This window comes from Tsukamurella sp. USMM236 (assembly GCF_037148755.1).
Classification (GTDB): Bacteria; Actinomycetota; Actinomycetes; order Mycobacteriales; family Mycobacteriaceae; genus Tsukamurella.
The window spans coordinates 42,107-63,817 of record NZ_JBBCSS010000009.1; the positions used below are offsets into that span (position 1 = coordinate 42,107).

General features: G+C 72.0%; 19 protein-coding genes and 1 pseudogene. 13 read left to right on the top strand and 7 right to left on the bottom strand.

Annotated features, from left to right (window positions below; genetic code table 11):
- Positions 1 to 195 precede the first annotated feature (195 nt).
- Positions 196 to 765: pseudogene (locus WFK95_RS22370) on the top strand (hypothetical protein); the annotation flags it as partial.
- A gap of 149 nt (positions 766 to 914) precedes the next feature.
- On the opposite strand, the gene WFK95_RS22375 reads toward WFK95_RS22370, so the two are convergent.
- From WFK95_RS22375 to WFK95_RS22385, 3 genes are all read right to left on the bottom strand, one after another.
- Positions 915 to 2,600, bottom strand: a complete 1,686-nt coding sequence (locus tag WFK95_RS22375; RefSeq protein WP_443081586.1) for a glycosyltransferase family 87 protein — start codon at positions 2,598 to 2,600, stop codon at positions 915 to 917.
- A complete protein-coding gene (locus WFK95_RS22380) occupies positions 2,597 to 5,347 on the bottom strand; it encodes a transglycosylase domain-containing protein (protein WP_336672038.1) in 2,751 nt (916 codons plus the stop codon). Before WFK95_RS22380 ends, WFK95_RS22375 begins: the two co-directional genes overlap by 4 nt.
- A 64-nt stretch (positions 5,348 to 5,411) precedes the next feature.
- Positions 5,412 to 5,810 (bottom strand): DUF5318 family protein, encoded by a 399-nt coding sequence (locus tag WFK95_RS22385; protein ID WP_068526203.1) that lies wholly within the window; start codon positions 5,808 to 5,810, stop codon positions 5,412 to 5,414.
- Positions 5,811 to 6,039: 229 nt separating this feature from the next.
- On the opposite strand from WFK95_RS22385, the gene WFK95_RS22390 reads away from it, so the two are divergent.
- The 3 genes from WFK95_RS22390 (at position 6,040) to WFK95_RS22400 (ending at position 8,594) form a co-directional block, all read left to right on the top strand.
- Positions 6,040 to 6,576, top strand: coding sequence for a PadR family transcriptional regulator (locus WFK95_RS22390; RefSeq protein ID WP_068526204.1), 537 nt, complete (start codon positions 6,040 to 6,042; stop codon positions 6,574 to 6,576).
- An 11-nt stretch (positions 6,577 to 6,587) separates the two neighbouring features.
- Positions 6,588 to 7,685, top strand: coding sequence for an inositol-3-phosphate synthase (locus tag WFK95_RS22395; protein ID WP_336672039.1), 1,098 nt, complete (start codon positions 6,588 to 6,590; stop codon positions 7,683 to 7,685).
- A gap of 162 nt (positions 7,686 to 7,847) precedes the next feature.
- Positions 7,848 to 8,594 carry a DUF1542 domain-containing protein gene (locus WFK95_RS22400; protein WP_224652113.1) on the top strand — a complete coding sequence of 249 codons (747 nt, stop codon included), beginning with the start codon at positions 7,848 to 7,850 and terminating at the stop codon, positions 8,592 to 8,594.
- Between the two features lie 13 nt (positions 8,595 to 8,607).
- On the opposite strand, the gene WFK95_RS22405 is transcribed toward WFK95_RS22400, so the two are convergent.
- The 4 genes from WFK95_RS22405 to WFK95_RS22420 are packed head-to-tail and all read right to left on the bottom strand — an operon-like array spanning position 8,608 to position 12,047.
- Entirely contained in the window at positions 8,608 to 9,375 is a 768-nt protein-coding gene (locus WFK95_RS22405) for an AIM24 family protein (RefSeq protein ID WP_224652116.1), read from the bottom strand.
- Positions 9,372 to 10,073: an AIM24 family protein gene (locus WFK95_RS22410; RefSeq protein WP_224652117.1), complete on the bottom strand. Its 702-nt coding sequence runs from the start codon at positions 10,071 to 10,073 to the stop codon at positions 9,372 to 9,374. Before WFK95_RS22410 ends, WFK95_RS22405 begins: the two co-directional genes overlap by 4 nt.
- Positions 10,074 to 10,078: 5 nt before the next feature.
- Positions 10,079 to 10,699, bottom strand: a complete 621-nt coding sequence (locus tag WFK95_RS22415; protein WP_224652119.1) for an AIM24 family protein — start codon at positions 10,697 to 10,699, stop codon at positions 10,079 to 10,081.
- Between the two features lie 43 nt (positions 10,700 to 10,742).
- On the bottom strand, positions 10,743 to 12,047 hold the full coding sequence (locus WFK95_RS22420) for a TerD family protein (protein ID WP_336672040.1): 1,305 nt from the start codon (positions 12,045 to 12,047) through the stop codon (positions 10,743 to 10,745).
- Between the two features lie 186 nt (positions 12,048 to 12,233).
- On the opposite strand from WFK95_RS22420, the gene WFK95_RS22425 reads away from it, so the two are divergent.
- From WFK95_RS22425 to WFK95_RS22465, 9 genes are all read left to right on the top strand, one after another.
- Positions 12,234 to 12,809 (top strand): TerD family protein, encoded by a 576-nt coding sequence (locus tag WFK95_RS22425; RefSeq protein ID WP_224652065.1) that lies wholly within the window; start codon positions 12,234 to 12,236, stop codon positions 12,807 to 12,809.
- Positions 12,810 to 12,911: 102 nt separating this feature from the next.
- Positions 12,912 to 13,487 (top strand): TerD family protein, encoded by a 576-nt coding sequence (locus WFK95_RS22430; protein WP_224652068.1) that lies wholly within the window; start codon positions 12,912 to 12,914, stop codon positions 13,485 to 13,487.
- A 95-nt stretch (positions 13,488 to 13,582) separates the two neighbouring features.
- Positions 13,583 to 14,731: a DUF475 domain-containing protein gene (locus WFK95_RS22435; protein ID WP_336672041.1), complete on the top strand. Its 1,149-nt coding sequence runs from the start codon at positions 13,583 to 13,585 to the stop codon at positions 14,729 to 14,731.
- Positions 14,732 to 14,744: 13 nt separating this feature from the next.
- Positions 14,745 to 15,941, top strand: coding sequence for a hypothetical protein (locus WFK95_RS22440; protein WP_336672042.1), 1,197 nt, complete (start codon positions 14,745 to 14,747; stop codon positions 15,939 to 15,941).
- Between the two features lie 8 nt (positions 15,942 to 15,949).
- Positions 15,950 to 17,104 (top strand): HpcH/HpaI aldolase/citrate lyase family protein, encoded by a 1,155-nt coding sequence (locus WFK95_RS22445; RefSeq protein WP_336672087.1) that lies wholly within the window; start codon positions 15,950 to 15,952, stop codon positions 17,102 to 17,104.
- Entirely contained in the window at positions 17,104 to 18,339 is a 1,236-nt protein-coding gene (locus WFK95_RS22450) for a phosphoribosyltransferase family protein (RefSeq protein ID WP_336672043.1), read from the top strand. The genes WFK95_RS22445 and WFK95_RS22450 overlap by 1 nt, the downstream gene beginning before the upstream one ends.
- Entirely contained in the window at positions 18,336 to 19,460 is a 1,125-nt protein-coding gene (locus WFK95_RS22455) for a cysteine protease StiP family protein (protein ID WP_336672044.1), read from the top strand. The genes WFK95_RS22450 and WFK95_RS22455 overlap by 4 nt, the downstream gene beginning before the upstream one ends.
- Entirely contained in the window at positions 19,457 to 20,299 is an 843-nt protein-coding gene (locus WFK95_RS22460) for an HAD family hydrolase (protein WP_336672046.1), read from the top strand. Before WFK95_RS22455 ends, WFK95_RS22460 begins: the two co-directional genes overlap by 4 nt.
- Entirely contained in the window at positions 20,296 to 21,669 is a 1,374-nt protein-coding gene (locus WFK95_RS22465) for a TerD family protein (protein ID WP_336672047.1), read from the top strand. Before WFK95_RS22460 ends, WFK95_RS22465 begins: the two co-directional genes overlap by 4 nt.
- Positions 21,670 to 21,711 lie beyond the last annotated feature (42 nt).

A 21,711-nucleotide genomic window follows, 5' to 3' on the forward strand; every position in this document is an offset into this window, starting at 1 on the left:
GCGCACAACGACGCCGAGTTCCTCCTGCACATGGCGCTGCTGCTGGCCCCGTTCGGGCTGCTCACCGGCTGGGTGCTGGCCAAGGTCTCGGGCCGCACCGCCGCGCTGTGGGCCGTGGCGCCGCCGCTGGCGCTCTACGCCTTCCACAACATGGAGCTACCGGTGGTCGCCGCGGCGACCGTCGGCTTCGGCATCATGGCCTGGGCCGACAGGACCGGCGGGTCGATCCGGATCCCCGCGATCGCCACGGCCGCGGTGCTCGCCGTGGGCTTCGACCTCAAGATCTATCCGGGCCTGTTCGTCGCGCCGCTGGTGCTGTACGTGCTCACCCACGGCAGGTCGGGCACCGTCGCCCTGCCCGACGGTCCCGGGCGGCGCGCCCGCGTCGACTGGCGCCTGCTCGACTGGGTGGGCGCCGCGGCCACGGCCGCGACGGCCGTGGTGGTGGCCGTCGCGATCAACGTGCCCTTCATGGTCTTCGGCTTCGAGGGCTGGCGGGCGTCGCTGAAATTCCAGGAGCTGCGCACGGCCGACCTGTCGACCAACTCGATCTGGTACTGGGGCGTGCTCAAGGCCTTCGACGACCCGAAGGACTACGACGCCTTCGTCTCCTCCGTCTCACCGCTGCTCATCGTGATCTCGATCGCGGCGCTGCTGGTGTACGGCTGGCTGCGCTACCGGAGCACCGGCGTGTACCCGTGGCTCGGCGTGAGCGGCGCGATCCTGGCCGCGTTCATGCTGTTCCACAAGGTGCACTCGCCGCAGTACGTGCTGTGGCTGCTGCCCTTCTTCATCCTGCTCAAGGTCGACTGGCGGCTCATCGCGGCGTACCTGCTGTTCGACCTGAGCCTCGAGCTCACGGTGTGGAACTACTTCTCCGAGCACGCGGCCCACCTGCCCATCACCTGGTGGGTTCAGTGGGGCGTCTGGATCGGCGTCTGGGGCCGGGCCGCCCTGCTGGTGGTCTTCATCTGGTACTTGCCGCGCTGCGCGCTGCGGCTGCGCAGCGAGGAGGAGTCCGGCACACCGTCGAGCACGCCTCCCGCCGGGTCGTCGAGCGGCGGCGAGTACGGGCCCGGGAACGTCGACCGGACCAGGTCCTCGTCGGGCCGGTAGATCTGCCGGATCACCAGCGCGCACAGGCCGATCACGGCGAGGTCTCGCAGGAGCACGGTGGCCGTGAAGGCCTGCTCCGGCAGGCCCCTGTTCTGCATGCCGAGGAAGTACATCATCCGCGGCACCCAGACGAGGGCGTCGATGGTCATCCAGGCGAGCAGGATCCGGGTGTGCGGAATCGCGAGCACGGCCAGCGGCACCAGCCACAGCGAGTACTGCGGGCTCCACACCTTGTTCACCAGCAGGAAGCCGGCCACCAGCAGGAAGGCGAGCTGCGCGACGCGCGGCCGCCGCGGCGCCTTCAGCGCGAGATAGCCGACGCCCGCGATGACCGCGACGAAGAGCAGCAGCGTGATCCCGTTCGCCAGCGACGAGGCGCCGCCGCGCGGGCCCTGGCCGCCGAACACCCAGCCGCCGGTGAAGGAGCTGATCACGGCGTAGATGGAGTCCATGTCGACGGCGCGGATCGAGTTGCGGTGGAAGAACTCCCACCAGCCGCGCGGCGCGGCCACGAGGATCGGCAGGTTCACCGCGATCCACGTCGCCAGCGCCACCGCCGTCGCCGTGAACCAGGGGCGCAGCCGGCCGGCGCGCAGGCACAGGAAGAACAGCACGATCAGCAGGAAGGCGGGGTAGAGCTTCGCCGCGGTGCCCAGCCCCAGGACCAGTCCGGCCCAGGCGTGCTTCTCGCGCGACCACAGCAGCATCCCCACGGCCATCGCGGCCACGGCGATCGCGTCGAAGTTCGTGAAGGCGTGCACGATCACCAGCGGCGACGCGGCCATGAGCATCACGTCCCACGGGCGGCGCGCGGCGGGGCGCGACGGGGAGGCCGCGCCGCCGGCTAACCGGGTCGTGGCCCACACGGCGATCAGCCAGAACAGGGCCAGCCCGACGGCGGCCACGGTGAAGAACAGCACCACCTCGATCGCCGCGGGCACGCCCCACTTCTCGTGCAGGGTCACCCACACCTTGGCGACCTTCATGGACGCGTACTGGTACATGCCGGTGAGCACCGGGTACTCCATGTAGCGCTCCTGGCGGGCGCCCGTGGGGTCGGTGTCGAAGAACTGGGTCACGTAGGGCATCAGGCCCTCGTTGAGGCGCTCCGCGCCGTACAGCGGCACGGTGTCCGAGTAGCACATCGCGGCGTACGGCCGGTTGCCCGACCAGTCCAGCACCAGCTGCCCGCCGTCGGACTTCTGCTGCAGGCAGCCGGCCTTGGTGGTCCAGCCCAGGGCCAGGAACAGCACCGCCACCAGCAGGATCAGGCGCAGCGGCGTGAAGAAGCGCTGGAAGCCGACGAGCGCGTGCGCGCCCACCGGGCCGCCGAGCACCGTCGAGAAGTCCCGCGCGACGGCATCCGTGTGACTGGGCACGTCCCGGTCCGGCTCGATGACCGTGGCCGGGTCGAACGGGCCGGGGCTGACGTGGAGGCGATCGTCGTCGTCCGCCTCCGGGGCCGTCGCGCGGGGTTCCGTCACGGCACCGGGTTCGTCACCCGCGGTGCCACCGTGCGGCCGCCGTTGCCGGGGACCGTCCCGTTGCCGTTACCGGTCCCGGCGCCCGGCCGGGGCCGCGTGGTCTGCCCACCGGGGTTGGTCGGGTTGCCGCCGCCGGGCTGCGTCGTCGGGTCCCACGGGAAGGTCGGCAGCGGCACGCCGGGCAGGCCCGGCACGGTTCGGGTCGCCGACCCGCTCTCGCCCGCCGACGCCGACGCGGACGCCGATCCCGTCGACGAGGGCCGCACCCGGGTCTCCACCGGGACGCCCGCCTGGCCGCCGATCATGCCGGGGGTCGGGAAGGACTCGTAATCGGTGTCCGAGAGGGCGCCGTCCATCGTCTGCTTCCACACGGTCGACGGGACGCCCGAGCCGTAGATGGGCCCGCCCCAGCCGTTGGTGATCGGACCGCCCTTGTCGTTGCCGACCCACACCGCGGTGGAGATCGACGGGGTGTAGCCCACCATCCAGGCGTCCTTGTTCTGGCCCGTGTCCTGGTACTGCGCGGTGCCGGTCTTGGCGGCCGAGGCGCGGCCCCCCGCGAGCCCGTTGCCGTTGGAGTACGAGGCGATGGGCTGCAGCGCCGCGGTCACGTTGTTGGCGACGTCCTTGCTGAAGCGGCGCTCGCCCGGATCGTTCTGCCGGTCCAGCAGCGTGCGGCCGTCGGCGGTGGTCACCTTGGAGATCAGGTGCGGCGCGCGGTAGATCCCCTCGGCGGCGAAGGTCGCGTACGCGGACGCCATGTCGATGGGGCGGCTCTGGTACTGGCCGAGGACGACGCCGCCCTCGACGCCGCTGCCGTCGGACTGCTGCAGGGTCTTCTGGATGTTGCCGAAGCTCTCGGCGACGCCCGCCTTGTGCGCCGCGTCGGCGACGTCCTGGGCCTGGTTGTTCAGGTCCATCATGAGGCGGTAGTAGACCGTGTTCAGCGACATCTTCATCGCGGTCGCCAGGTTGCAGCTGCCGCAGGACTCGCCGTCGGAGTTGTTGACCGTGACGCCCTGCGCCTTGAACGGCGAGGAGGAGTAGACGCGGGAGAGGCCGATGCCCTGCTCCAGGCCCGCGACCAGCGCGAAGACCTTGAACGACGAGCCCGTCTGCAGGCCGGCCTGGACGCGGTCGTAGCCGTTGCCGTCGCTGCCGCCGTAGTAGGCGAGGACGCCGCCCGTCTTCGGGTCGACGGAGACGATCGCCGTGCGCAGGTCCTTCGGCTGGTTCTCGGTCATGTTCGCCGCGGCCTTCACCGCTGCGGCCTGCGCCTGCGCGTCGATCGTCGTGGTGATCTTCAGGCCCTGCGTGCTGAGCGTGGACTCGTCGATGCCGGCGTCCTTGAGCTCGCGCAGCACCTGCGTCTTGATCAGGCCGTTCGGGCCCGCGGACAGGTCGTCGCCGGCGCCGCGCCCCGGGGCGATCGTCTTCGGGAACTGCAGCTTGGCGCGCTGCGCGGGGTCGAGGGTCTTCATGTCGACCATGCCGTCGAGCACGTAGTTCCAGCGGCCGGTGGCGTCGGCCAGGTGGGTCGTGGGCTCGTACAGCGACGGTCCGCGGACGAGGCCGGCGAGGAGCGCGGCCTGCTCGGCCTTGAGGTCCTTGGCGTTGACGTTGAAGTAGGCCTTCGACGCCGCCTGGATGCCGTACGCACCACGGCCGAAGTAGATCGTGTTCAGGTACGCCGCCATGATGTCGTCCTTGGACCAGGAGTTGGACATCTTGGTGGAGATGATGAGCTCTTTCCACTTGCGCGACAGCGACGATTCGTCGCCGACCAGCGCGTTCTTCACGTACTGCTGGGTGATGGTGGAGCCACCGCCGGCGTCCTCGCCGTCGCCGGCGACGCCCGGGATGCGCTTCCACACGGCCCGCGCGAAGCCCTTGAGGGAGAAGCCGGGGTTGGTGGCGAAGTCGCGGTCCTCCGCGGCCATGATCGCGTTCTTCATGACGTCGGGGATGTCCTGCGCGGGCAGGATCTCGCGGTTGCCCTCGGGGGGCACGACGCGCGCGATGGGCGTGTTGCCGTCCTTCATGACGATGGTCGCGACCTGATTGGTCTGGATCTCGCCCGGCTGCGGCACGTCGGTGCGCCAGTAGCCGACGAGGAAAGCCAGCAGCGCGACCACCAGGATCAGCGCGACCGCGGCCACGCCGCCGGTCACGACGCGTCGGAACAGTGAACCGCTCACGAGCGCTCGCAGTCCCTTCTTGTCGGAGTCGTCATGGTCGCCGTCGTCCGGCTCGTCGGGGCCGTCACCGTCGCCGCCGCCCGGCCCGTCACCACCGGGGCCATCGCCGCCGGGGCCGTCACCGCCCGGTCCGTCACCGCCGGGGGCGGGCGCGGCGGGGGCCGCCTTGCGGATCACGACGGGCTGCTCGGCCGGCGCGGCCGGGCGCGACGGGGCGCCGCGGTCGGCCTCCGCCGCGAGCTCGGCACCGTCGACGGGGCGGCCGGAGAGCGGCTGATAGGCGGTGCGGGGCTCGCCCGGGCCCGACGGGGCCGGGCTCGACGGGGCCGGGCTCGACGGTGCGCGGCCCGCGCCCGGGGCGGCGGGCGGGGTCGGTGCGGCGGGCGGGGCCGGGGCGTCCTTGCCGCTCGGCGGGACCACGGGGAACTGCGTCGTGGGCGCCGCCTGCGGCGTCGCGGGGCGCGGCGGAACCGGCGGGGTGGGGCCTCCGGGCCGCGACGGCCCTCCGGCCGCCCCGTTCCGCTCGTCCTTGCCACCCGGGTTCGTCACCGCTGGTTCTCCGCTCGTCTCATCGTCGTCTCGTACGTTCCGTGCCGGTCCGGCCGCCGCTCGTTCAGCCGGGGGCCGCGCGGCGCTTGCGCCGCGGTCGCGGCGGTAGGCCCGCCACGTACGACTGCACCAGATGATTCCAGTTGCACGACCTGCACACTTCCACGACATGCACGGAGAACTCCACCCGTGTGGATTCCATCTCGCTGAGCTCGGCGTCCGTCCGGGCCGAGCCCGAGGCGTCGCCGAGGGATTCACCGAACACCCAGGACACCAGGGTCAGCTGCTCCTTGCGGCAGATCGGGCAGAGCACCTCGGACGGCCGGCCGTGGAACTTGGCCGCACGCAAGAGGTACGGATCGGCGTCGCACACCGCCTTGACGGCGGTGCGCCCGGCGTTGACCGACGCGAGCAGCGATCGCCGCTGCAGCGCGTAGTCCACCGTTTGCCTCTGCGTCCGCACGGATCCAATGTACGTGTCCGGGCCGGGAGACGCCGCGACAAGGGCATACCGCCCGGGACCGTCCGCCCCGGTCGCGGGCCCCGGAGCCCGCGTCGCGCCGCCTGTCGTTCATCGTCGGTTCACCCCTGAGGTATCGTTCTATATATCGGCGCGATACAACTGCCGATCGATTGATGAGATAGATCCACTCGCGTCAGCCGCTCGACGCCGCGCACGGAAGGAGGCAGCAGTGCTCGAACTCGCAGTTCTGGGACTCCTGCACGACTCCCCCATGCACGGCTACGAGATCCGCAAGCGGCTGACGGAACTGCTGGGCCCGTTCCGCGCGTTCTCCTACGGATCGCTGTACCCCGCCCTGCGCCGCGCGCAGGACGCCGGGTACATCGCCGAGGAGGACGGACCGGGCCCGTCGAAGCGCCGCGCGCGCCGTGTCTACGGACTGACCCCGGCCGGCAAGGAGCGGTTCTCCGCCCTGGTCGCCGACACCGGTCCGCAGAACTACACGGACGACGGGTTCGGCGTGCATCTCGCCTTCTTCACCGCCACTCCCGCCCAGGCCCGGCTGCGCATCCTCGAGGGTCGCCGCCGGCAGGTCGAGGAGCGGCGCGAGGAACTCCGCCGGGCCCTTGCGGCCGGCGGGACCAGCGAGACGTACACGCGGCAGTTGCACGAGCTGGGACTGGAAACGACGGAGCGCGAGGTGCGGTGGCTCAACGAGTTGATCGCCGCCGAATCCCGCTCCGACGCGAAGACCGACACCGACTGAAGGGAACAACGGTGACTGACAACTCCACCAAGGTGCGCGTCGCGATCGTCGGCGTGGGCAACTGCGCCTCGTCGCTCGTGCAGGGCGTGCACTACTACAAGGACGTGGCCGACGACGCCACCGTGCCGGGCCTCATGCACGTGAAGTTCGGCCCGTACCACGTGCGCGACGTCGAGTTCGTCGCCGCGTTCGACGTGGACGGCAAGAAGGTCGGCTTCGACCTCTCCGACGCCATCAACGCGTCCGAGAACAACACCATCAAGATCGCCGACGTGCCGCCCACCGGCGTCACGGTGCAGCGCGGCCACACCCTCGACGGCCTGGGCAAGTACTACCGCCTGACCATCGAGGAGGCGCCGGGCGAGGGTGTCGACGTGGTGCAGACGCTCAAGGACAACGAGGTCGACGTCCTCGTCTCCTACCTGCCCGTGGGCTCCGAGGAGGCCGACAAGTTCTACGCGCAGTGCGCGATCGACGCGGGCGTGGCCTTCGTCAACGCGCTGCCCGTGTTCATCGCCTCCGACCCGGAGTGGGCCGCGAAGTTCCGCGACGCCGGCGTCCCGATCGTCGGCGACGACATCAAGAGCCAGGTCGGCGCCACCATCACCCACCGCGTGATGGCGAAGCTGTTCGAGGACCGCGGCGTCACGCTGGACCGCACGTACCAGCTCAACGTCGGCGGCAACATGGACTTCAAGAACATGCTCGAGCGCGACCGCCTCGAGTCGAAGAAGGTCTCCAAGACGCAGGCCGTCACGTCGAACCTGACCGGTCCGCTCTCGGGCAAGGTGCACGACAAGAACGTGCACATCGGCCCGTCGGACTACGTCGAGTGGCTCGACGACCGCAAGTGGGCGTACGTGCGCCTCGAGGGCCGCGCCTTCGGCGACGTGCCGCTGAACCTGGAGTACAAGCTCGAGGTCTGGGACTCCCCCAACTCGGCCGGCATCATCATCGACGCCGTGCGCGCCGCGAAGATCGCCAAGGACCGCGGCATCGGCGGCCCCGTGATCCCCGCCTCGGCGTACCTGATGAAGTCCCCGCCCGAGCAGATCGCCGACGACGTCGCGCGTAAGCAGCTCGAGGAGTTCATCATCGGCGCGGACTAGTCCCCGCCCGGCCGGCACGTCCGGCCACCGTCGTAGGGCCCGTCACCCGTGGGGTGGCGGGCCCTCGTCGTGCCCGAGCGACCCCCTTCGCCCTGGGCGAAAAGTCCGGATCGCACAGCTTCTCGTCAGCCTTGCAGCGGGCGATCTCGGTACCGTCGGGTCATGGACCCCGTGCTGATCCTCGTCGCCGTCGCCGTCCTCGCCCTGATCGTGCTGCTCGTGATCCGCGGCAACCGGAACCGGTCGACCGCGCTCTCCGACGCGCAGGCGGACGCCCGCGCCGCCATCGACCGGCTGGCCGGCCAGGTGAACAACCTCGTCGGCTCGAACGACGCCGCCCGGCAGGCGCTCGCCGACGCGGGCGAGCGGTACACAGCCGCCGGCGCGCAGGTCGGGGGCGCGAACACGCCCGCGCAGGCCCGCCTCGCCAAGCAGACCGCGCTCGAGGGCCTCTACTACGCGCGCGCCGCGCGGGTCGCGATGGACATGGACCCCGGCCCGCCCATCCCCGAGCTCGACGGCCAGCGCACCGCGGGCTCCGTCTCCGAGGACCGGACGGTCGACGTCGACGGCCGCGCGCTCACCGCCTCGCCGTCGCCGTCGGACCGCACCCCGAACTACTACCCCGGCGGCGTCGTCGCGGGCCGGCCGGTGCCCGCGGGCTGGTACAGCGAGCCCTGGTGGAAGCCCGCGCTCGTCGCCGGAGCCTGGGGCATGGGCAGCTACCTGCTGTTCAGCTCGATGTTCGTCGGGATGGCCGGGGTCGGCCCGGCCGTCCTCGCCGACCCGGGGGTCGACGGCGCCGCCGACGCCGGTGCCGACGGGGGCGGCGACTTCGGCTCCGACGGGGGCGGATTCGGTGACTTCGGCGGCGGGGACTTCGGCGGGGGCGACTTCGGCGGCTTCTGACCGCCGGCCCGGGCTATTGCTGCTGCCCCAGCTGCTGCTGAACGGACGCGTTGATCTCGCGCAGGCCGCCGGCGGAGAGGCCGGGGAGCTGCCCGGTGATGTTGCGGACCACGTGCCGGTCGTCGAGCACCTTTTCGCTGGACTGCACGAGCACCGTGCCGGAGCCGGTGAAGTCGAACTGCCGCTCCTCGCCCGAGCTCACGCCGAACGCGCGGCCCGCGGCGGCGACGAAGCTCGTCACCCACGCCTGGTCGTAGTGGTGGCTCGGTGAGGGACAGTCGGCCCAGCCGACGAGCGCCTCGGGGTCCACCCGCACGGGCGGCTCGACGAACATGACCTGCCCGTTCGACGAGGCGAGGAACCGGCCGGTGCCGATCAGCGTGACGAAGCCCGGCACGATCGACTGCTGCAGTGAGAGGTTCGGCTCGAAGGCCAGGAGGTTCGCGGCGCGGATCGTGAGGTTGCCGTTGTCCTCGAGGTCGTAGGCGTTGATGTCGTTGCCGCGGTCGCCGATGATCAGCTTGCCGTGGCCCTCGGCCACGACGTAGTCGCCGAGGTACAGCGGCGCCGAGAACTGCTGCGCCACCATCTGCAGCAGCTGCCCCTGCAGCCCGTGCTGCAGGGAGGTGAAGGTCATCTGCCCGTAGTGGGCGATCATCGCGCCCTTGGACAGGAACCAGGGCTTGATCAGGTCGATGCAGTACGAGTACTGGTTGCCCGGGACGTTGTCGCCGCCCGCGGGGAGGGTGTGCGGGTTCCACACCGTGTCGAGTTCGCTCACAGGCGGTGCTCCGATGCTTGGACGTAGACGACACCCTGACCGGTGCAGTCGAGCTGGAAGGCCTCGCCGCCGGTGCGGCCCATGTTCCGTAGGCTCACGGTGGAGCGCAGGTTGGTCTGGACCGGGCCGAGCGCCGCGGCGAAGGCCTGCGGGTCGACGGTGACCGGACGGTTCGGCGCGACCTCCAGCGTGATGAAGCCGCCATGCCCGAGGATCGCGGCAGCTCCGACGCCGCTGAGCTGCGTGGTGAACATGCCCTGCCCCGTCGCGACGCCGCTCGCCGCGGACCGCAGCGCGCCCATAATGCCGCCCCCGCCGCCGCCCCCGCCCGACGCGGAGGTGGAGACGATCGAGGCCTGCAGGCCCTGGGTGTAGGCGAGCAGCCGGGAGGCCTCGACGCGGAGGTCGCCGCCCTGCGGCATCTCCACCACCTCGACCTCGAGGCCGCGGAAGCCGTAGTGCACGGTGCCGTTGCCCTGCGCGACCATGGTCGCCTCGTGCTCGCCCTGCATCATCCGGCCGGCCATCCCGGCGATGCCGCCGAGCGCGCCGCCCATGCCGCCGCCCATGCCGGGGATCTGGTGCGGCTGGAAGAAGACGTTCCCCGTGTAGAAGAGCATCGCGCCGCGGCGTGCGATGACGGGGCCGGAGCGCGTGAGGTCGATCGAGACGACCTTGCCGTTGACCTTGGTGAACACCGCGCCTACCTCTCCGCCGGCTGGATCGAGACCACGCCGGAGCCGTCCCAGCGCAGGGAGAAGGCCTCGCCGCCGCCCTGGCCCATGACGGACCGCCACGACACGTCGGTCACGAAGGACTGCGAGAGCTGCCCCCGCGCGCAGACGAAGGCGTCGGGGTCCACTACCAGGGGGTACTGCGGCGAGACCTCGAGGTGGATCAGCGGCCCGCCGAGCGAGAGCAGCGCGACCTGGCCGTGCCCCGTCACCGTCGTGGTGAACAGGCCCTGCCCGGACGCCCCGCCGCGCACGCCGGCGAAGGTCACGTTGGTCGAGAGCTGCGGGGTGAGCGCGAGCAGCTGCTCGGACTCGACCTGCAGGGTCTCGCCGTTCAGGTCCACGACGGTGACGGTGGCCGCGTCCTGCGCCAGGTACACCACCCCGGTGCCGGTGCACTCCATGAGCGAGAGGCCCTCGCCCGTCGCGCGGCGCTTGAGCCCGGCCACCACGCCGTCGCCCCCGCCGAAGCCGGCCGACTTGAAGCTGACCTGGCCCTCGTAGGCGATCATCGAGCCGCTGATCGCGCGGATCGAGCTGTTGTTCAGGTGCGCCTCGACGACGCGTTTCGTCTTCGATCTCAGCTGCATGGGCTCCCCTCCCCGTCCTCGTACGCCGCCACTGTAGGGGGCGTCACTTCCTCCCGGGCGTGAAGTTCAGCCCCCAGTTGTAGGCCTCGGCGACGGCGCGCTGCGAGCCGTGGATGTATTGCACCTCGCGGGTCACCGTGAGCTCGCCGTTCACCACGTGCAGCTGCGCGATGGCGCAGGAGATGGCGCGCCGGTCCGGGTTGTCGAGGCGCACCTCCACCTCGGGCCCGCCGGGCGGGAAAAGGGTGACGACGCCGTTCGCGGACGCCCAGTTCGGTGTGCCCTCGTAGATGTAGGCGAAGATCAGGATCCGCACGAAGTCGTCGAGGTGCGCCAGGTTGATGTGCAGGTTCTCGCCGCCCTGGGACCGGCCGGAGCGGTCGTCGGCGTCGAGCTGGATGAACGGCGGCCGGTCGATGCTGCCGAACGAGTTGCCGAGCGCCTGCACGCCGCCGCGGTCGCCGTTGCGGAGTTCGTAGAAGCACGCCAGGTCCAGGTCCACGGCGTTCCCTCCGCCGAACAGGCCCTTCTTGCCCTGGGTCCAGTTCAGGTTCACGCGCATGGTGCCGGTCGGCCGCTCGGAGGACTTCGCCAGCGAGACGGTGGGCGCGGACTTGGTCAGCGTGATCTTGGAGAGGTTCACCGGCGGCGCGGCCGGCGCCGGGGCCGGGGGCTGCTGGTAGGCGGGCTGGGCCGGCGGGTACGCAGGTGCCGGCGGCTGCTGGTAGGCGGGCGGCTGGTACGCGGGCGGCTGGTACGCGGGCGACTGCTGGTAGGTCGGCTGGGCCGGCGGGGGCTGGTACGCCGGCTGCGCGGGCGGGTACGACGGTGCCGGGGGCGCGGGCGGCGCGGCGGCGGGCGGCGGACCGTCGACGGTGACGCCGTGCTCGGTGAGCAGGGCGACCAGGCCGCGGTCCCAGCCGGCGCTGACGTTGCGCACCTTCCAGGCCCCGTTCCGCCGGTAGACCTCGGCGAGCACGGCGGCCCGCTCGCTGGTCAGGCCGGTGGCGGGGCAGTCGTCGGCGCCGACCCGCGCGCTCAGCCCGGGGATGGCGGCGAGCGACCCGGGCACCTTGTCGTCGAGCGCGACGGCGAGCCGGACGGTGCTGATCGACGCCGGGACCAGCGCGAGGTCGAGGGTGAGGACGTCCGGTCCGGTCAGCCGCACGGCCCCCTCGGGCGACGTGGGGCTGTTGAAGAAGACCAGGTCGGCGTCGCTGCGGACCCGTCCGTCGTCGGTGACCTGGATGGCGAACAAGTCCACCGAGCCCGGGGCGACACCGGAGATGGAGACCGGGACGGAGGTCTGGGACAGGGCCGCGTTCTGACCGCGTGCGAGTGACGTCACGATGTCGATTGTTGCAAGAATCCGGCGAATCGGCGCGGAAGGACGTGAAAAGCGAGTGACACGTCGCTCACCATCGGGGCGGCCCCGTCGAACCCGGCGCCGCGCGCCCGAGATCGCGTACTGTGAATTTCGCGACCACGTCAGCGGGCGGCGGTGCGCCGTCGCCTTTTTCTCGGGAGGAATCACATGGGAGTCAGCCTCAGCAAGGGTGGAAACGTCTCGCTCAGCAAGGAGGCGCCCGGCCTGACCGCGGTCGCCGTCGGCCTCGGCTGGGACGCGCGGAGCACCACCGGCGCCGAGTTCGACCTCGACGCCAGCGCCCTCGCGGTGGACACCGCCAAGCGGGTGCTCGACGATCAGCACTTCGTCTTCTACAACAACCTGCGTTCGCCCGACGGCTCGATCGAGCACACCGGCGACAACCTCACCGGTGAGGGCGACGGCGACGACGAGGTCATCAACGTCAACCTCGCGGGCGTGCCGCCGCAGATCGACGCGGTGGTCTTCCCGGTCTCGATCCACGACGCCGACAACCGCGGCCAGTCCTTCGGCCAGGTCCGCAACGCGTACATCCGCGTGGTGAACCAGGCCAACGGCCAGGAGATCGCCCGCTACGACTTGTCCGAGGACGCCTCCACCGAGACCGCCATGGTCTTCGGCGAGCTGTACCGGCACGGCACCGAGTGGAAGTTCCGGGCCATCGGCCAGGGCTACGCCTCGGGCCTCGCGGGAATCGCCCGCGACTTCGGCGTGAACATCTGACCTTTCGCGAACTTCGTCCGGATCGGGTATCCGAAACGTCGGTATAGTTCGAATCACACGCGGGGGCGGTCGGCGTCGTCGTGCTACCAGGAGGAACCAGGTATGGGTGTCAGTCTCGTCAAGGGCGGCAACGTCTCGCTCACCAAGGAGGCCCCCGGCCTCACCGCGGTGTCCGTCGGTCTCGGCTGGGACCTGCGCACCACCACCGGCACCGACTTCGACCTCGACGCCAGCGCCATCGGCATCGACGCCAACAAGAAGGTCGCCTCGCCCGAGAACTTCGTCTTCTTCAACAACCTGCGGACGCCGGACGGCTCGATCGAGCACCTCGGCGACAACCTCACGGGTGAGGGCGACGGCGACGACGAGGTCATCAAGGTCAACCTCGCCGCGATCCCGCCGAACGTCGAGGGCATCGTCTTCCCGGTCTCGATCTACGACGCCGACAACCGCGGCCAGTCCTTCGGCCAGGTCCGCAACGCCTTCATCCGCGTGGTGAACCAGGCCAACGGCCAGGAGATCGCCCGCTACGACCTGTCCGAGGACGCCTCCACGGAGACCGCGATGGTCTTCGGCGAGCTGTACCGCAACGGCGCGGAGTGGAAGTTCCGGGCCGTCGGCCAGGGCTACGCCTCGGGCCTCGCGGGTATCGCTCGCGACTACGGCGTCAACGTCTAGTACTGCACCTCTCGAGCCACAGCGCGTAGACCCGGCGAGCGGACCCCCGCACGCCGGGTCCTCGCGCTCCGCACCCCTTCAGTCGAAAGGCCGATGTGTTCCGCATCTTCGGACTCTCCTTCTTCGTCACGATCGCCGCCCTCGTGGCCGCGTTCTTCTACGGCGGCCCCGAGGCCCTGATCCTCACCCTGATCCTGGGCATCCTCGAGGTCAGCCTCTCGTTCGACAACGCCGTGATCAACGCGACCGTCCTGCAGCGCATGAGCCAGTTCTGGGTGCGCATGTTCCTCACGGTCGGCATCCTCATCGCGGTCTTCGGCATGCGGCTGGTGTTCCCGCTGGCGATCGTGTGGATCACCGCCGGCCTGAACCCCGCCCAGGCCCTCGATCTGGCGCTCAACCCGCCGGCCGACGGTGCCCACTACTTCCCGGACGGCAGCGCCAGCTACCAGACGCTGATCGAGGCCGCACACCCGCAGATCGCTGGCTTCGGCGGCATGTTCCTGCTCATGCTCTTCCTCGACTTCATCTTCGATCCCGAGCGCGAGATCACCTGGCTCAGCTGGATCGAGAAGCCGCTGCAGCGCATCGGCCAGCTCGATCGGTTCTCGATCATCGTGGCCCTGGTCTCGCTGCTGGCCACCGGCGTCTGGGCGGCGCACACCGTCGACGAGTCGAAGACGGTGTTCATCGCGGGCCTGCTCGGCCTGGTCACGTACATCGTGGTCAACGGCCTCGGCGAGTTCTTCCACGTCGAGGAGATGGAGGAGGAGGCGGAGCTCGCGCGCTCCGGCCCGTCCGAGCTCGCGAAGGCCACCGGTAAGGCCGGCTTCTTCCTGTTCCTCTACCTCGAGGTGCTCGACGCGTCGTTCTCCTTCGACGGCGTGATCGGCGCGTTCGCCATCACGGCGGACCCGATCATCATCGCCCTGGGCCTCGGCTTCATCGGCGCGATGTTCGTCCGCTCGCTCACCGTGTACCTCGTGGAGAAGGGCACGCTCTCGGAGTACGTGTACCTCGAGCACGGCGCGCACTGGGCCATCGGCGCGCTCGCCGGCATCCTGCTGTTCTCGATCTACACGCCGGTTCCCGAGCTCGTCACGGGCCTCGTCGGCGTGGTGCTGATCCTCGCCGCGCTGGCGTCCAGCATCATCCGCAACCGCCGCGAGGGCGACGGCGAGGGCGACGGCGCACTGGTCGCCGACGGCCCGACCGTGTCGACCTCGCAGACGATCGAGTCCTGAGCTCCCCGAGATCGTGGCAGCGAATCCGTTCCGCAGGCTGTTCGGCGGGGACCCGGCAGGGACCCCGCCGAGCCCGCCCGCGGGCGGCGACACGGGGCTGACCAGCGCCTTCCTCGACGCGGACCGCCGGTTCAGCTCCCTGGACGAGGACGTCCGGACGCTGTCGGCACAGAACCCGACCGCGTCGGCGGTGCAGCAGTGGCCCACGATCCGGGACCGCTTCGGCGGCGCCACGGAGCGCTACCTGTGGGCCAGCGGCAGCCAGCCCGGCACGCGCCCGCCCACACCGCAGGACCGGGACGCCACCGCGCGCGAGCTGGCCGACCTGGTCTCCGTGCTGGACCGGTTCCACACCGATCACGAGCGAGCACTGACCGTCGCGCGGGGGGCGCGCGCCAGCTCGGCGGCGCAGGAGCAGGCGGCCCGCGTGGCGGCCGAGCGCGCCACCGACCTGCTGGCGGCACCGTCGACGGCGCCCTACCTCACGCTGCGCCCCGTGGTCCGGGCCACCGACGGACTGGTCGAGGCGGTCCGGCAGCTGGACACCGCGCCGGACCTCGTCGCGCGCGACGCGGCCGCCCGGGCGGTGCAGGAGAAGGCCGCGGAGCTCACCGCCGCGGTCGAGGCCGCGCCCCGGATCGGCGACGACGCCCAGCGCTCCCTTGCCGCGGCCGGCACCCGCCTCCAAGCGGTCCGGAACCGGGCGAGCGACCTCACGGACACCCGGTCGGCGCTGCTGCGCGAGTTCAGCGCGGCCTGCTCCGCCGACCTCGTCGACAACGACAAGACCGCAGCGCGCGAGTCCGCCGCCGCGGAGGCAGCCCTCGCAACGGCCGCCCTCCGCCTCCGCGAGGGCACCCCGGACCTGGCGCTGGAGGACGTGGGCACGGCCCGCGACCACCTGGACACCGCCGACGCCGCGGTGAACGCCGTCGGCGAGCGGCTCCGCACGCTGCGCTCCGCCAAGGCCGACCCCACCGCCGTCGCCGCCCGCACCCGCTTCGCACTCCGCGACGCGCAGCACCTCGCGGTGCAGAAGCAGCAGGTCCATCGCTGGGGCACCGTCCTCGACGCGCAACACGCGCGGATCGAGCGGGCCATCGCGGACCTCGAGCGCGTGCACCCCGACTACTGGCAGTACCTGCAGACCCTGGCCGACATCGACCGGGTGATCGCCGACGCCGTGGACCGGATGCGGGGGCGCGCGTGAGCAGCGCCCTGCATCACTTCGACCAGCTGCCGGAGGAGGTGCGCGCGCGCCTGTTCCACCGCCCGCCGCAGCCCTTCGACCGCTCCGCGCCGCGCGAGCAGCTCGCGCACGCCCTCGGCGCCACCCTGTACGTGCCGGCGACCCGCGCCGACCTCGCCGGGACCATCCGCCGGCGCCGGGACGACGGGGTGCTCTCGATGGTCATCGACCTCGAGGACGCCGTCGCCGACGATGCCGTGCAGCACGCGATCGACGCCGCCACCACCGCTCTGGCGGAGCTCGCCGACGCCGCGGATCCGTTGCCGCTGCTGTTCATCCGGCCGCGCACCACCGCTGAGACCGCCGAGCTGCTGGACCACCTGGGCGACGGTGCCCGCGCCCTCACCGGGGTCGTCCTCCCGAAGTTCACCGCCGCGGCGGGCGGCGCCGCCCTCGCCGCGATCGCCGACCGCGCACCGTCGCACCAGCTGTACGCGATGCCCGTGCTCGAGACGCCCGAGATCGTCTACCGCGAGACGCGCGACGAGCAGCTCGCGGGCATCTCCGACGTGCTGCGCGAGCACCGGGAGCGGGTCCTCGCGGTACGGATCGGCGCCACCGACATGTCGGCGTTGTTCGGCATCCGCCGCGACCGCGACCTCACGATCTACGACGTGCACGTGGTGGCCGAGACGATCTCGGCGATCGTCAATCGCCTCGGCCGGGCGGACGGCAGCGGCTTCGTCGTGACCGGTCCGGTGTGGGAGTACTTCGCCGACCACGAGCGCATGTTCCGGCCACTGCTGCGCGCCACGCCCTTCGAGCGCAACCACGCCGCGCGGTTCCGCGAGCAGCTCGTGGGCCGCGACCTCGACGGTCTGCTGCGGGAGACGGCGCTCGACCGGGCGAACGGCCTGCACGGCAAGACGGTGATCCACCCCTCCCACGTCGCGGCCGTGCACGCGCTCTCGGCCGTGACCCACGAGGAGTACGAGGACGCCCTCGACATCGTCGGCGGCGAGGCGGGCGGCGTGGGGGCCTCCAGCTACCGGAACAAGATGAACGAGATGAAACCGCACCGCAATTGGGCGCGGCAGACACTGATCCGCGCGGACGTCTTCGGGGTGACCCGGCCCGAGGTCGGCTTCGTCGACCTGCTGACCGCGCTGGTGGAAGGACGGTAATGGCGCCCACCCTGTGCGCGGACCTCGGCATGCACGTGCGCGGCGACGCGGAGCTCGCCGAGCTGATCGTGCCGGGCCTGCGGCGCAATCCGCGGCGCGCGCACCTGCTGGTGTCGACGGTCCTCGGCAAGCACATCCCGGCGGACCCCGCCGCGGTGCGGGCGGCGGCGGATCGCCTCGCCGACCTGGTCGCGGAGCGCCTCGACGGGCCCTGCGTGGTCTTCGGCTTCGCGGAGACGGCGACGGGCCTGGGGCACTGCGTCGCGGCGCGCCTCGGCGCGGCGGTGTACCTGCAGTCCACGCGCCGCCCCGGCGCGATCACCCACGGCGAGTTCACCGAGGGGCACTCGCACGCGACCTCGCACCTGCTGCAGCCCACCTCGCCCGGCCTCCTGTCCGCCGCCGACACGCTGGTGCTCGTCGACGACGAGATCTCCACGGGCGCCACCGCGCTCGACTCCATCCGCGCGCTGCACGGTCTCGCCCCGCATCGTCGCTACGTGGTCGCCTCGCTGGTCGACCTGCGCGCGCCGGAGCACGTCGTCGAGAACGAGCGCGTCGCCGCCGCGGCCGGGCTCGACGTCACCTTCGTCGCGCTGGCGCACGGCACCGTCGAGCTGCCCGACGGCCTGCCCGCGCGGGTCGCGGACCTTCCGGCGACCCCGTCGAATCCCCGCGCGCCGCACCCGGGCACAGCGCGGACGGTGCACGCGGCGTGGCCGCAGGACGTGCCCGACGGGGGCCGGCACGGCGTGCTCGCCGCCGACCAGCTGCGACTGGAGGAGGCGGCCGCCGCGGTGGCGGCCGCGATCGCGCCCGAGCTGGACGACCGGCCCGTGATCGTGGTGGGCCACGAGGAGCTGATGCACCTGCCGCTGTGCGTCGCGGAGTCGCTCGCCCGCAGCGGTTTCCGGGTGCGCTTCCAGACCACGACCCGCTCCCCCGCCCTGGTCCGGAACGAGGACGGCTACCCGCTGCGCCGCGGCTTCGAGTTCCTCTCCCCCGAGCCGGACGAGGAGGCGACGCGCCGGCACCTGTACAACGCCGCGTGGCCCGAGGAGGACGCCCGGATCGTCTTCGTCGCGGACTCCCCCGCCGACACCGACCGGCTGCGCGCCCCCGGCGGGCTGCTCGACGTGGTGACGGCCGCCGGGCACGACGTGCTCGCGGTGATCGTGCCCGCGTCGGATCAGGCCGCGCTCGCCGCGGCCCGCGCCCGGGCGGCGGCCCGATGACCGCCGCGACGCCGCCGCTGCGGGGACCGGGTTTCGGCTCGTACGCGCCCGACGAGGTGACCTGGCTGCTCAAGGACCTCTCCCACGTGGCGCTGGAGGCCGATATCGCCGAGCGGGAACGGCGGATCCAGTCGGGCGAGGCGCACTACGCCGAATCGCTGCCCATCGAGTACCAGCCGAGCGCCGAGTACCGGGAGCTCTTCGACGCGGCGCTCGCCGCCTCCGCGCCGCGCCTCGCCGAGGCCGTGGGCACGGTGACGGAGCTCCTGCTGGCCGAGCGCGGCCGCGACCTGGTCCTGGTCTCGCTCGCCCGCGCGGGCACGCCGATCGGGATCCTCATGCGGCGCTGGGCGCAGCGTTTCCACAGGCTGGACCTGCCGCACTACGCCGTGTCGATCGTGCGCGGCCGCGGAATCGATCACGTGGCGCTCGATCACCTGGTCGCCCATCATGATCCGGCGTCGATCGTCTTCGTCGACGGGTGGACCGGCAAGGGGGCCATCACCCGCGAGCTCGCGGCGGCCCTCGACGAGTACGCCGCCGCCACCGGCGCCCGGCTGGACCCGGACCTCGCGGTGCTCGCCGACCCCGGTCACTGCGTGCGCACCTTCGGTACCCGCGACGACTTCCTCATCGCCTCCGCGTGTCTCAATTCCACGGTCTCCGGCCTGGTCTCGCGCACCGTGCTCAACGCCGACCTGATCGGGCCGGCGGACTTCCACGGCGCCAAGTTCTACGCCGAGCTCGCGCCGTACGACGTCTCCAGCGTGCTGCTCGACACCGTGACGGACGCCTTCGACGGCGCCGCCCCGGCCGCGCGCGCCGAGGCCGCCCGGCTCGCCGCGGATCCCGCTGCGCGGGAGCCCGATTGGTCCGGCTGGGCGACCGTGGAGCGGGTGTGCGCGGAGTACGGCGTCACGACCGCCAACCTGGTGAAGCCGGGGATCGGCGAGACCACCCGGGTGCTGCTGCGCCGGGTCCCGTGGCGGGTGCTGCTGCGCGACCCCGACGATCCCGATCACCTGCACATCCGCCGCCTCGCCGCGGAGCGCGACGTGCCGGTGGAGATCGTGCCCGGCCTGGCCTACGCGTGCATCGGCCTCATCAAGGAGGACTCGTGACCGCCTTCGTCACCAGCGACCTCGACCGCACGCTCATCTTCTCGGAGGCCGCCGCCGGCCCGGCCTTCGCCACCTCCGACCCGGTCTGCGTGGAGATCTACCGCGACGCGCCGCTGTCGTACATGGCGCCGGCCGCGCACGCGGGCCTCGCCGCGCTCGCCGCCGCGACGCCGGTGGTGCCCACCACCACCCGCACCCCCGAGCAGTACCTCCGGGTGCAGCTCCCCGGCGCGCCCTTCCGCTTCGCCATCTGCTCCAACGGCGGCGAGATCCTCGTCGACGGTGCGCCGGACCCGCAGTGGCAGACCCACATCCGCGGCCTACTCGCCGCGCTGCCCGCGGACCTCGACCGCATCGCGGCGCAGCTGGAGACCCGCCTCGCCCCGGAGTGGGGCGCGCGCCTGCGCCTGGTGCCGGGCCTGTTCGCGTACGTGGTCTCCGAGGTGCGCGTCCCCGCCGAGGTGGTCGACGAGTGGCGCGCGTACTGCGCCCCGCTCGGCTGGAGCATCTCGCAGCAGGGCCGCAAGCTCTACACGATCCCCGAGCCCGTGACCAAGTCCCGTGCCGCCCTGGAGGTCCGGCGGCGCCTCGAGGAGGCCGGCGCGCTCGAGCCGGGCGCGCCCTGGCTCGCGGCCGGCGACGGCGCCCTCGACGCCGACCTGCTGGAGGCGGCCGACGCGGCGATCCGCCCGCGGCACGGCGAACTCGAGGAGCTGGGCTTCGCGCTCCCGCACCTCACGCTCACCGAGGGCGCCGGCATCGCGGCCGGCGCCGAGATCGTCGAGTGGCTCGCCGCCACCGCAGACCCCGTCCCCGATCCGATCAAGGAGATCCGATGACCGCACTGTCCAAGGGCCAGAACGGGCCGCTGCCCGCCGGGCCGGTCTCCGTCACCGTCGACGTCCCCGCCCCCGCCGACGTCTCCGCCCTGCTCGTGACCGAGTCCGGGAAGGTCCGGTCCGACGCCGACTTCGTCTTCTTCAACCAGCCCACCGGCCCCGGCGTGAGTCTGGCGAACGGAGCTCTCCGCATCGACGGCGCCGGCCTCCCCGCCGACATCGCGCAGGTGCGCGTCGCCATCACCCTCGACGACGCCTCCTCGTCCTTCGGGCGGTTCGGGGCGCCCGTCGCCCGGGTCGCCGACGGTGCGGGCGCCCCGCTGTACGAGTACCCGATCGACGGCCTGAGCAGCGAGTCCGTGGTGATCGCGGTGGAGATCTACCGGCGCGGCGCCGACTGGAAGGTGCGGGCCGTGGGCCAGGGCTACGCGGGCGGCTTCGCCGATCTCGTGCGCGATCACGGCGTCAGCGTCGACGACGCCCCCGCCGCACCGCCCGCCGCCGCACCGACATCGGCGCCCGCCGCCTCAGCACCCCCCGCCCCCGCGCCGCAGGCACCGTCGAACCCGGCCCCGCCGGCGCAGAGCCAGCCGCCCGCGGCATCCGGCCAGCCGATCGACTACTTCGCGAGCGGGACGGCACCGTCGGCCCCGGCGGGCAGCGCCCCGATCGACTACTTCAGCACCCCCGCGCCGCAGCAGAACCCGGCCCCGCAGCCGCCCTTCACGCCGACGGCGCAGCTCGCGGGCCAGCAGCCGGCGGCCGGGTCGGGCGAGATCAGCCTGACCAAGAACAAGCGCGTGGACCTCACCAAGGGCCAGAAGGTGGTGCTGCGCAAGGACGGCGGCGTCCAGCTGACGCGGATCGCGATGGGCCTCGGCTGGGACCCGGTGCGCAAGCAGGGCCTGTTCGGCTCGAAGGCCAAGGACATCGACCTGGACGCCTCGGTGGTGCTCTTCGCCGGGCAGCAGCCGGTGGACGTGGTCTACTTCGGCCAGTTGAAGTCGAAGGACGGCTCGATCCAGCACCTGGGCGACAACCTCACCGGCGCGGGCGACGGCGACGACGAGGTGGTCAACGTGGACCTGCCCGCGGTGACGCCGCAGGTCACGTCGCTGGTGTTCATCGTGAGCTCGTACCAGGGGCAGCGCTTCGACCAGGTGGACAACGCCTACTGCCGGCTCGTGGATTCGACCACCGGCGTCGAGCTGGCGCGGTTCGCGCTGGCCGGCGGCATGCCGTACACGGGGATCGTCATGTGCACGATCGCCCGTCAGGGCGGGGAGTGGAAGCTGCAGGCGATCGGCGAGTGCATCAACGCCAAGACCCCCCGGGACGCGATCCCGCAGCTCGCGCCCTTCCTCGGCTGAGAACGAGCGTGGGATCGTGCCCGCTCGGCGGACACGATCCCA

Excerpts from the sequence above, each read along its gene's own strand:
- WFK95_RS22400 (WP_224652113.1), top strand. The coding sequence starts at position 7,848 with ATGGACCCCGTGCTGATCCTCGTCGCCGTCGCCGTCCTCGCCCTGATC.
- WFK95_RS22430 (WP_224652068.1), top strand. The coding sequence starts at position 12,912 with ATGGGTGTCAGTCTCGTCAAGGGCGGCAACGTCTCGCTCACCAAGGAG.
- WFK95_RS22415 (WP_224652119.1), bottom strand. The coding sequence starts at position 10,699 with ATGCAGCTGAGATCGAAGACGAAACGCGTCGTCGAGGCGCACCTGAAC.
- WFK95_RS22455 (WP_336672044.1), top strand. The coding sequence starts at position 18,336 with ATGACCGCCGCGACGCCGCCGCTGCGGGGACCGGGTTTCGGCTCGTAC.
- WFK95_RS22425 (WP_224652065.1), top strand. The coding sequence starts at position 12,234 with ATGGGAGTCAGCCTCAGCAAGGGTGGAAACGTCTCGCTCAGCAAGGAG.
- WFK95_RS22465 (WP_336672047.1), top strand. The coding sequence starts at position 20,296 with ATGACCGCACTGTCCAAGGGCCAGAACGGGCCGCTGCCCGCCGGGCCG.
- WFK95_RS22450 (WP_336672043.1), top strand. The coding sequence starts at position 17,104 with ATGGCGCCCACCCTGTGCGCGGACCTCGGCATGCACGTGCGCGGCGAC.